General features: G+C 57.5%; 9 protein-coding genes. 5 read left to right on the plus strand and 4 right to left on the minus strand.

All coding sequences use genetic code 11. The features are described from left to right. Positions 1 to 235: 235 nt before the first annotated feature. Entirely contained in the window at positions 236 to 694 is a 459-nt protein-coding gene (locus Q0510_RS03380) for a YciI family protein (protein WP_298708263.1), read from the minus strand. 98 nt (positions 695 to 792) lie between these two features. Here Q0510_RS03380 and Q0510_RS03385 point away from each other — a divergent pair, with 98 nt between their 5' ends. The 5 genes from Q0510_RS03385 (at position 793) to Q0510_RS03405 (ending at position 8,722) form a co-directional block, all read left to right on the plus strand. After that, a complete protein-coding gene (locus tag Q0510_RS03385; RefSeq protein WP_298708265.1) occupies positions 793 to 1,329 on the plus strand; it encodes an RNA polymerase sigma-70 factor in 537 nt (178 codons plus the stop codon). Between the two features lie 73 nt (positions 1,330 to 1,402). Then, positions 1,403 to 2,311: a FecR family protein gene (locus tag Q0510_RS03390; RefSeq protein WP_298708270.1), complete on the plus strand. Its 909-nt coding sequence runs from the start codon at positions 1,403 to 1,405 to the stop codon at positions 2,309 to 2,311. A gap of 139 nt (positions 2,312 to 2,450) precedes the next feature. Continuing rightward, positions 2,451 to 5,798: a TonB-dependent receptor gene (locus Q0510_RS03395; RefSeq protein ID WP_298708272.1), complete on the plus strand. Its 3,348-nt coding sequence runs from the start codon at positions 2,451 to 2,453 to the stop codon at positions 5,796 to 5,798. 24 nt (positions 5,799 to 5,822) lie between these two features. After that, complete coding sequence (locus Q0510_RS03400) at positions 5,823 to 7,475, plus strand: RagB/SusD family nutrient uptake outer membrane protein (RefSeq protein ID WP_298708274.1); 1,653 nt, start codon at positions 5,823 to 5,825, stop codon at positions 7,473 to 7,475. Next, entirely contained in the window at positions 7,475 to 8,722 is a 1,248-nt protein-coding gene (locus Q0510_RS03405) for an alpha amylase family protein (RefSeq protein WP_298708275.1), read from the plus strand. The genes Q0510_RS03400 and Q0510_RS03405 overlap by 1 nt, the downstream gene beginning before the upstream one ends. Before the next feature lie 120 nt (positions 8,723 to 8,842). On the opposite strand, the gene Q0510_RS03410 is transcribed toward Q0510_RS03405, so the two are convergent. The 3 genes from Q0510_RS03410 to Q0510_RS03420 form a co-directional block, all read right to left on the minus strand. Continuing rightward, positions 8,843 to 9,973, minus strand: coding sequence for a Gfo/Idh/MocA family oxidoreductase (locus Q0510_RS03410; RefSeq protein WP_298708276.1), 1,131 nt, complete (start codon positions 9,971 to 9,973; stop codon positions 8,843 to 8,845). 3 nt (positions 9,974 to 9,976) lie between these two features. Beyond that, on the minus strand, positions 9,977 to 10,834 hold the full coding sequence (locus tag Q0510_RS03415; protein ID WP_298708277.1) for a sugar phosphate isomerase/epimerase: 858 nt from the start codon (positions 10,832 to 10,834) through the stop codon (positions 9,977 to 9,979). 99 nt (positions 10,835 to 10,933) lie between these two features. Further along, the coding region (locus Q0510_RS03420) for a plastocyanin/azurin family copper-binding protein (RefSeq protein ID WP_298708279.1) at positions 10,934 to 11,598 on the minus strand (665 nt) is incomplete at its 5' end.

Raw genomic sequence — 11,598 nt, forward strand, 5'->3', positions numbered from 1 at the left:
TTTTTTCATGACGCATGTTTCCAATACCGGTGAAAGAACCATGCCACGGCCAACAGCAGGAAGCCGCACCCCTTTGCTGTAGCGCAATTGCCACAGATTCCACATCATCTTACACGAATGGAGGCATGGCGGCTCGAAGGGCTGGGGCGGTTGACGTGAAAGGTCGTGGCCGTAAGCGACACGGCGGCTCGAATGGCTGGGGCAGTTGACGCGAAAGGTCGTGGTCCTGACGATATTACATTTTCTTTTCCTGCAGCTTATCGTGGTAAGGCAGGTACAAAGGCAGGGCGGCGGAGCCGTACCAGCGGAAGCATTCCGCCTCCAGGAGGCCGCTGGAAATGGAAGGATCGGTTTGCAGGAGCGCCTGCGCTTCCTCTACGGTGGGAACGTTGAGGATGAAAATCCCGCGCCAGTTACGGTCGTTTTTGCCCATGGGGCCCGCCACGGACAGCTTGCCATCTTTCACCAGCCGCCCGATATTCTCCATATGCCCCTTGAAAAGGGCGGCTACCGTATCCTTATTGTCTGCCGGGCGCGGTCCGGTTTTGAGGATCACCAGCACGTAGTACTTCATCCCGTAAGGGTCGGCGCCCAGGGAGTCGGCCAGCTTCTTATCGTAGGCGGGATTCGCCTGCTGCGCCCGCAGGGAAACGGCGGAGATCAGCAACGCGGCGGTAAGGCAGAGCAGCTTCATGGCGGTTGTTTTCACGAATGTAGCGAATCCCCGCCACTAGGATTTATTAAAAAATAGTACTAGTATTGCCCGGAGGCATTCTTAGACAGGGATTCTACATGGACGACGCGTTTTTCAGGTCAATATACGAACGGTATTGGTCCAGGTTATACAGTATCTGCTACTTTACCATCGGATCGCGCGAGGCCGCGGAAGACACAGTGACGGAGGTTTTCATCTCACTGTGGAACCACCGCGACCATGCCGCTATTGAAAACATGGAACACTACCTCGTCCGCGCCGCCAAAAACCTCTCCCTCAAACACCTCATCCGCCAGCGCAAACAGGACCAGGCGCTGCTGCATATGGTCGATATCCTGCAAGACCATCACCGCCATTCACACCCCGACCGCCCCCTACACATGAAGGAAATCCGGGCCATGGCGCACAGCACGCTGGCCACCCTTCCCGAAAAAACCCGTGAAATCTTCCTGCTCAACCGCGAACAGGGCCTCACTTACCAGCAGATCGCCGAGCGGACGGGCCTGTCCGTCAAATCAGTGGAATACCATATGTCCAGGGCCCTGCGCGCCCTTAGCCAGTCGCTGCTGGTGGTGCTCCTCGAGTTCTCCTGCCACCATTCCGGCACTATTTAAAAAAAAATTCCATCCAGGTTTAGGGTATCGCTCCTGAAAAGGAACTTATATAATGGGAACCACCCATCGAACCATGAACCTTACACCATCTCAACTCGATAAATTCGCCCGCGGCGAATGCAACGACGCCGAACTGGCCGAAATCGCCGCCTGGCTGCAGGACGGCGAAGCCACCGCCATTCCCGCTGCCCCGGGCGACGGTGAGGCCATCTGGCGGAAGATCGAAGCGCGCCGCCGGCCGGTACGCCGGATTTTCCTCCGCCGGGCCATTACAGCCGCCGCCGCGATAGTGCTGGGTGCAGCCGCTTTCTACGGCATCCAATACCTGAAAACCCCTAAAGAACTGACCGTACGCCTGGCTGCCGGTAAAACCACCCGCATCGTACTGCCCGACAGTTCAGTGGTGTTCCTGCAGGGGCCGTCGGTGCTGCGTTACCCGCAGCGCTTCGGGGACGGCGAACGGACGGTGTACCTGACGGGCACCGGCGCGTTTGAGGTGAACGGCGATGCGCACAGTCCGTTTACGGTCGTGAGCGGCAAGGTGAAGACTACGGCGCTGGGGACTTCCTTCGAGGTGCGGGCGCCCGAGGGCTCGCAGGACGTGAAGGTCTGGCTGCGCTATGGCAAGGTAGTAGTAACGCGCGAGCGCGACAGCATGTACCTCAAGCCCGGGGACGCCGTGGGCTACGCAGGGGCCGCCCGTACGGTGGAGCGCGCCGCGCCGGAAGCGTATCGTGCAGGCGTGCTGTATTTCAACCGCGCAGGGCTGGAAGAGGTGATGACCAAACTTGAAAATTATTACAACATCCATATCGTTGCCGACTCCGCGCTATATAGCCGGAAGTGGGAAGTGACCGGGGAATTCGCGCGGGAAGATCCCGCATTCGTCATCCGGAACATCGCATTCATTGCAGACGTTCAATACCGGATGACAGGCGATTCGCTCTGGCTCCTTCCGCCAACGGCACCAGGGGAACCATGATAAACGGACGACATATGCATATTACCGGACCATAAACCACGTCATCCTGAGACACGTGAACCCACGGCGGCGCCAATGCGCAGCAGGGAATTGTATTGCCCGTTTCAAAGTATACAAAAACCAAAATCCACGTAGAAACATGCCACAAGCTCCACGAAGTCACGCACTGAAAACGGCCCGCAAATTATTGCTGGCGGCGCTGTTGCTGCTGTCGATGCTGCCGTCGCCCGCCATAGCAGGGGCGCAGGACGTCGATATCAGGAAGATTTACATCACCCTACCCTATGACCGGCTTCCCCTCGACCGTATTTTCACTGAAATCGAAAAGCGGTCCGACATCCGGTTCCTCTACGACGCCGCGGCCTGCAACGCCGGGCAGTCCGTAAAGCTGCAGGTGAAGAACGAATCCCTCTTCAACCTGCTCAATTACCTCAAAGAAACTACCGGGCTGGAGTTCCGGCAGTCGGACCGTTACTTCTCGGTAAGGCCGTCGAAAATGCCTGCGCCCAAGTCCATCGAAACGGGCGCCGTCGCCACCCGGCCCGGGTTTACGGTGTACCTGCAGCGCAAGGTGACCGATGCCGACGGCACTGCGCTCATCGGCGTAAGCGTGCAGGTGAAGGGTACTTCTACCGGCGTGGTGACCGACGCCAGCGGGAATTTCAGCATTTCCGCCCCGGCCAATGCCGTGCTCATTTTCTCGTACGTGGGATATGAGAAGCAGGAAATCGCGCTGGAGGGTGAAACGACGGTGAATATCCTCATGAAGAACAGCGCCGGCGGGCTGGAAGAAGTAGTGGTTGTGGGTTATACCAAACAAAAGAAAATCTCCATCGTGGGATCGCTGGTAACAGTGACCGGCGACGAGCTGAAGCAAAGCCCCGCCTCCAACCTCTCGAACGCCCTGGCAGGAAGGCTCCCCGGCCTTATCGCCATGCAGAACAGCGGCGCACCCGGGGCCGACCATTCCCGCATCCTCATTCGCGGTTATTCTACTTCCGGCGATAACACGCCCCTCATCCTCATCGATGGCGTGGAGCGGACGATGAACAATATCGACGTGCAGGAAATCGAATCCATCACCGTGTTGAAAGACGCATCCGCCACCGCGCAGTACGGTATCCGCGGCGCCAATGGCGTTATCGTGGTGACCACCCGCAGGGGTAAGGCCGGTCCGCCGAAGGTGGATTTCAGCGCCAACTACGGCATCAACCAGCCCACACAGCTGCCAAAATTCCTGGATTCCTACAACCACGCAACGCTGTACAACGAAGCGCTGGCCAACGACGGTAAGGCACCGCAATATTCTGAAGAGGTATTGCAGAAATATAAAGACGGCTCCGATCCGATCAAATATCCCAATACAGACTGGGTAGGGCTTCTGTTCCGCCCCAGCTCCCCCACCCAGCGGTACAACCTGAACATCAACGGCGGCAACGACAAGGTGAAATACTTCGTATCCGCCGCTTACCTGAACCAGCAGGGAATCCTGCGGGAGTATGAGAATCCCGATTACGATACCCGCGACATCTTCCGCCGCTGGAACTTCCGTTCCAATATCGACATTACGCTGTCGAAAGATTTCAGCATCGCGGTAGACCTGGCCGGTGCGATTACCAGCAAACACCAGCCCACGGCAGGCGTTGAAGGCGATATGCTGCGCCAGGTGTATTGGTACCAGCCTACTTACCTCGCCCTGATGCCCGACGGCAAGATCGCGCAGCCGGGCGCGCATACGCAGAACCCCATCGGCGACCTCAGCCGCACCGGTTTCACCGAAACTTTCGACGGAACGGCGCAGGGAACGCTGCGCGCGCTCCGCAAACTGAACTTTATCACCGAAGGGCTCAGCACGGGGCTAAACTATTCTTTCGACCGGTCGTTCGCTTACCGGATGAACCGTACGCAGGGATACGCCATGCACGTCTGGGACGAGGCTACGGGCAAGCCCCGCGTTTCCCTGGGCAGCGACTCACCGCTTCAGCCCATCACGGAATCCACCGCACTGGAAGCCAGAACGCCCATCTACGCGCTCAACTTCGAGTATTTCATCCGCCAGTTCGGTAAGCACAACGTGACCGGCATGTTGCTGTACAACCAGCGCAAGCGGGTGATCCAGGGCGCGCAATATGGCAAGCCCTTCTTCGTGCAGGGTGTGATGAGCCGCCTCAGCTACAATTACAACAACAAATATTTCGTGGACGTGAATGGCCGTTACGACGGTTCGGAGAACTTCCCGAAAGGCTCCCGTTTCGGCTTCTTCCCCTCCATGGCGGCCGGCTGGGTGATGACCAGCGAGCCTTTCATGAAAGACGTTTCCTGGATCAATTACCTGAAACTGCGCGGTTCTTACGGCGTGGTGGGCAACGACCAGATCGGCGGCAGGCGCTTCCTCTGGCAGAGCATTTACCAGGGCGGCACGGGATATAGTTTCGGGCAGAATGGCGAGGTGTGGTCGAATGGTTTGACGGAAGGCTCCGCGGGCACGCCCGGCGTAACCTGGGAAAAGCACAAAATCCTCAACGGCGGCCTCGAAACCCGGTTCTTCAACGACAAACTGGGCATCAACCTCGATGTATTCTCCAAAAACGTGACCGACATCCTGATCACGCCCGGTACGATCGTAGCTACCTACGGCGGCCCGCTGCCGGCCATCAACATGGGCGAAACCCGCAGCCATGGATTTGAGCTGGAACTGATCCACCAGAACGAGGTGAACAAGAACTGGGGCTATCATGTGAAAGGAAATATCAACTTCACGAAGAGCGAAGTGGTGTATGCCGACGAGCCCCCGCGCCGCTATCCCTGGCTCATGCGCACAGGGCATCCCATCAACCAGTATTTCGGCTATAAATCCATCGGCTTCTTCCAGAACGCAGACGATATCGCCCGCAGCGCCACCCAGTTCGGCCAGCTGATCCCCGGAGACATCAAGTACGCCGATCTCAACGGCGACGGCGTGATCGACCCGAACGACCAGATGGCGATCGCCGCTACCGACATCCCCACGCACACCATGGGCGCGTCTTTCGGCATCCATTACCGTCAATTCGACCTCAGCGTCCTCTTCCAGGGAGCCTTCGGCGCATATACCCGCCTCGAAGCCTTCGCCGCCTACGAATTCTTCAGCAACGGCAAGGTGACCGAAAAGCACCTCGGCCGCTGGACGCCCGAAACCGCCGCCACGGCCACTTACCCGGCGCTGCACTCCACACTGAACACCAATAATACCGTGGGCTCCGACTTCTGGCTGAAACGCACGGATTATGTCCGCCTGAAAAACTTCGAAGTGGGATACAACCTGCCCAAGCACCTCGTGCACCGCATGCGCATCCAGGGCATCCGCTTCTATGTGAACGGCCAGAACCTGTGGACGCATATGAAGGACATCAGGGACTTCCAGTTCGACCCCGAAGCGCCCTCCGGCAACGGCACCTTCTACCCGCAGCAGAAGATGTACAACTTCGGCGCAACCGTTAGTTTCTAATTCCTGATCCTGAAAGCAAACAACATGAAGAAATTATCCGCATACATACTGCTCGCCGCCAGTCTTACCGCCGCCTCCTGCAAAAAAGTGCTGGACCAGGCGCCGCAGCTGGATTACGACGAAACCAAAATTTTCGGCGACATCGATCTCACCAATCAATTCCTCACCGACGTCTACGCCTTTACCTTCACCCGGCCGGGCAATTTCATGGACATCGGCAACTCCACCACCGGCGCCGGCACCGACGAGCTCGACAACTCCTTCGGCGGCACGCCCGTGGAAAAATACCAGAACGGTTCCTGGAGCCCGAGCGACAATCCAGACAATAACTGGGAATACACCTTCGGTACGATCCGCAAGTGCAACCTCATCCTGAAAAACATCGACAATGTGCCCAACAAGCACGCTGGCCAGGCTACGGCTTCGGATCTCACGCCGCGCCGCATCCGGGGCGAGATTTACTTCCTCCGTGCATGGAATTACTGGGAGCTGCTGAAACGCTACGGCGGCGTGCCCATCGTCACCCAGCCCCTCGACGCGGCTTCGGAAGAACTGCGGAACACACGGCGCTCTTCGGTTGATGAGGTGGTGAACTTCATCCTCCGCGACCTGGACAGCTGCTACAACAACGAGGAGATCCCGCTGGTATGGTTCGGGACCGACCCTGTAACCGGGAAGGAGCTAAACCGCGGGAACATCGGGCGCGCCACCAAAACGCTGGTGAAAGCGCTCAAATCCCGCATGCTGCTGTATTACGCCAGTCCACTGCATAACCCGGGCAACATCAAAGCGCGGTGGGAAGCCGCGGCAGACATCTCCAAATCCCTGATGGACGACGGGAAATACACGCTGCATAACAACTACGCGAACATCTTCCTGTTCAGCGACAACAACGAAGTGATCCTTTCCAGCAACCGCGCGGCTTTCAGCGAAGCCATCGCCGACCCGGCGGGCATGGGATGGGGCGGCACCAATCCTACCCAGGATATGGTCGACAAGTATAACATGGCCAACGGGAAAGAGATTACCGACAATACCAGCGGCTACAATCCGCAGGACCCGTACAAGAACCGCGATCCCCGCTTCTACGCCACGATCAACTACCACGGCGCGGTGCATAAAAACGTGACGCTGAGCATGCTGCCCGGCGGCAACCAGGACCCCGCCATCGGCGGCGACTGGAGCCGTACCGGCTACTACATGCGCAAGTTCCAGAATGCGGCCAACCAGAGCGGCGTGCGGAGGTTCTTCCCCATCGTCCGCCTGGCGGAAATCTATCTCAACTACGCCGAAGCGCTGAATGAAGCCGACGGAGATATGAGCGAAGTTTACCGTGTCATGAACGCCATCCGCCGCCGTGGCGGAATCCAGGAAGATTTGCCCGCGGGATTGGATAAAGACCAGATGCGCGAGCGCATTCACAACGAAAGAGCCGTTGAGCTGGCGTTTGAGAAGCAGCGTTTCTGGGATGCGCGCCGCTGGAAGAAAGGGCCTGAGATCCTCGGCTCGGACGTCCATGGCGTCCGCGTAACGCGCGACAACGCCGGCGCTTTGGTTTTCAATTACATCCGCATCGAGCCGCGCGTGTTCAGCGAAAAGATGTACCTCTTCCCTGTTCCGCAGGCGGAGATCGATAAAAACCCGAATATCCTCGAACAAAACGAAGCCTGGAAATAATGATTAAAATGTTGATGATGCTGGGGCTGATGGCGCAGCCTGGTGGCCCCGGCCCGGAGAAAACGGAAAAACCGAAATACATGTGGTTCGACGCGGAAGCCAATTTCAAAAGGTTCTCCAGCAAGGATTCCATCCGGTTTTACCTCGATAAGACCAAAGCCGCAGGGTTCAACCAGGTGGTGATCGACGTACGGCCCATCTATGGCGATGTGCTCTACAAGAAAACGAAAACCATGCAGCCGCTCACGCAGGTGGGAAAAGATAAGCGCCATGTGAAGTGGGACTACCTGCAGGTGTTCATCGACGAAGCCCGGAAACGCAACCTGAAAGTGAGCGTATCCACCGCGGTATTCCCCGCCGGCCACCCGCAAAGCAAAACCGGTCCGGCTTACCGCGACAAGCGCTTCGAAGGCAAAACCACCGTAGAGCACACGCCCGACGGCATCAAAAACATCCGCGACGACAAAACCAAAGTGGCGGCCTTCCTCAACCCACTCATGCCCGAGGTACAGGCCTACGCCATGAACTTCATCCGTGAAATCGTATCGGGTTACGATATCGATGGTTATGTACTGGATTATTGCCGCTTCGCGGACGTGGAGAATGATTTCTCCGATTACACCCGCAAACGCTTCGAAGCACATATCGGGCAGCAGGTGGCGCATTTCCCGGAAGATATCTTCACCTGGGAGATCGTCAACGGCCAGAAAGTGCGGAAAGATGGCCCGCTCGCCAAACAATGGTTCGAATTCCGCTCCGGCGTGATCCACGATTTCATCGCGAAGGCGCGCAAAGAGATCAAATCCCTCCAGCCCGATGTGCAGCTCGAATACTGGGCGGCGTCGTGGTACGGTCACCTGTACAGCAACGGCCAGAACTGGGCCAGCCAGTCGTACGACGCGTCCAAAGAATACCCCTGGGCTTCGGCAACCTACCAAAAAACAGGGTTCGCCAACGAACTGGACGTATTCATGAACGGCACTTATCTCGAGAAAACTTACGGGATGCAGGATCCGGAATCCATTGAGTTTGGCCTGGCGCGCGGCAAGCGCCTTATCAACGGCGCCTGCAAAATGTACGGCAGCCTGTATGCGCTCAACCACAGCGACATCGAAGACCAGGTATACGTATGCCTCACGCAGAGCGAGGGACTGGTGATGTTCGACATCGTGCAGGTGATAGAATTCAATTTATGGGACCGCCTGAAATCCGGCATCGACCGGGCGGAAAGCGATCTTAGGAAATAAACGATTTAAGTGGAAACCTCAGCATGCAATAACGGAGCACATCTGTGCTCCGTTTCTCTTTTTTGTCTGTATCTGAATCTGAATCGTCCGAAAGGATGGAATAATTGTTAAACGCCGGGACTATTTCAACAAAGTGAACTCCGGCAGTTTGATCACGGCGCCGCCTTGTTTGGCGGATTCGTGCGCCAGGATGCCCACGCAGGTTATATTTGCCGATTGTACAGCATTGGGATACGGTTGCGTATTATTTTTCAGCGCTTCCAGGAACGCGTGCACGAGGTGCGGGTGCGAGCCGCCGTGGCCGCTGCCCTGGGTGAAGGAAAGATGCTGGTGATCGTCTGCATCATATACGCCCTGTTTCGTGAAAGCCCGGATGGGTTCGGGCAGCAGGTGCGCATAATCGGGGCTTTCCGTTTCCGAGGGTATCTCGGGTTCGGGGCGCTTGGCGGTATGCACCACCAGCGGGCGCCCTTCGATCAGGGGCCACTCCACCGATTGTTTGGAGCCGTACACTTCGAAGCTTTCCCGGTACTGCCGCGCCACGTCGAACAGGGAGCGGTAGATATGGGCGCTGAGGTCGCTGTTGCGGAATTTGATGTGGGTGGTTTCCACGGCGTAGGGCGAATTGTAGAAACCATGCATTTCTTCACGGATGGTGCCGGAGCCGAAGCACGAAACATATTCCGCTTCGCTGCGCATCAAGCCCAAAACCGGGCCTACGCAATGGGTGGCGTAATACATCGGCGGGAGGCCCGGCCAGTATCCCGGCCATCCGTCCATATCCTGCTGGTGGCTGGCTTTGAGGAACTGGATCTTACCCAGTTCGCCTTTCTCGTATAACTCTTTCATGAAGAGGAACTCCCGCGCGTAAACGACGGTTTCCATCATCATGTAGGTAAGGTTCTTTTCCTTGCTGATGGCAACGATCTCCTCGCATTCTTCCACTGTGGTAGCCATGGGCACCGTGCAGGCTACGTGCTTGCCGGCGCGGAGGGCTTTGATGGTCTGCTGGCCGTGATCGGGAATGGGCGTGTTGATGTGCACGGCATCGATGCCGGGGTTGAGCAGCATTTCGTCATAATCCGTATACCGCGCGGCGATGTTGAAGGCATTTCCGATCTCGTCGAGCCGCGATTGGGTACGCTGGCAGATCGCGACGAGGTTCGCGTCCGGGTGTTTCAGGTAAATGGGGATGAATTCCGCACCGAAACCCAGCCCGGCTATCGCTACGTTGATCTTTCTTTTATCCATGGCTCATGATTTGAAAAGTTGTTGTAAAAAACGGATGCCTTCGCGGCCGAAGGTATCCTGGTCGGGCGCCAGCTGTTTCCAGATACATACGGCGCCGGCCAGCTCCACCACATCCGGCGTAAAGCTTTCAATCGACACTACGCCTTTGTACCCTACTTCCCGGATCGCATCCCGGAGCGAGTTCCAGGGCGTTTGCCCCGTTCCCGGGATGCCCCGGTGGTTCTCCGATACCTGCACATGTACCAGCCAGTCCCCCGCCGTCCGGATCGCTTCCCCCGGATCTTTCTCTTCTATCGACATATGAAAACTATCCAGCCCTACCCCTGCTGACGGGTGATCCAGTTCTTCTGCCATCCGCCGCGCGTCTGCCGCGGTGTTCACCAGGTCGGATTCAAAACGGTTCAGCGGTTCGATGGCGAGGCGGACGCCCTGCTGCTCCGCGATCGCGCAGACTTCCCGCAGGCCTTTCACCGCCAGTTCCCATTCCGCCTTCCGTTCCGCTTCCGGCAACTGCCGGGCTTTACCCACCGCCGAGTACATGGGCCCTGCAAACACGGGCGCATTCCATGCCGCGCAAAGTTCCAGGCACTGCCGCATGTAAGCGGTGCTGCCGGCGCGGATGGCGGCATCGGGGTGCGTCAGGTCCCTCGCTGGACCGAAAGCGCCGCAAACAATGGCTTTCAGGCCGGTCTCTTCCAGGGCGCGGCGGACCGCTCCGGCGTCGATCAGCTCGGGGTACTCCACCGGTATTTCCACCGCCCCGAATCCCATGTCGCGGATTTTGTACAACAGCGGGATGGATGCGGTGTTGAAGGGGGAAGTCCAGAGCCAGGTGCTCGCGCCCAACGTAATGTCATTCATGATCTTCTTTTTTCGCCATAACCCGGCGGAACCGGGAGCGCTCTTCGCGAAGCTCCCGCGCCTCCGGGCAACCTTTAACGTGGAATATCAAAATGTATATCAACGGTTTACTTTCATGATCCCGTTCATGATCGACCAGTGGCCGGGGAATGTGCAAACGAAAGGATAATCCCCCGGTTCGTCCGGCACCTTGAACCGCAGCACCACCGTTTCCTGCGGGTTGACGAGCCGCGTGGCGAACAGCACTTCGGGCATGTCGGGCACATAGTTCATTTCGGCGCCATGCGGGTCAGCGGCCAGTTTGTTGGCGGCCTGCCCCACGGATTGCAGCGAACCGGGTTTTACGATCACCAGGTTATGCTGCATGAAATCCGGATTCTCCAGCACCACGTCCACCACCGTTCCGGCTTTCACCGTAAACGTGGCCTGGTCGTATTTCATTTCGTTCTGGATCACTTTCAGCGTCACGGTTTGGTCGGATTTGCCGGAAGGTGCTTCCGGTGCAGCGTCCTGCTTATTCAGGTAAGTGAAAGCGAAAGTTTCGGCCAGGCTGCGGTCGCTAAAGAGCTTGCCGCCGTCGCCATTAAAAACCCTTTCTACTTCATATTTCCATTCTCCCGCCAGCGGAATTTTCTTGCCGCCGGCTTCGAGGTACATATCTTCCGGTTTACCGATAACTCCGCCACCGCCGCCGGTATCCGTCATTTTTACAGCGATAACGTTGCGGCCGGGTTTTAATAATCCGGCACGTATGGCGTACTTCC

The sequence above is a fragment of the uncultured Chitinophaga sp. genome (assembly GCF_937874145.1).
In the GTDB taxonomy this organism is placed as follows: domain Bacteria; phylum Bacteroidota; class Bacteroidia; order Chitinophagales; family Chitinophagaceae; genus Chitinophaga.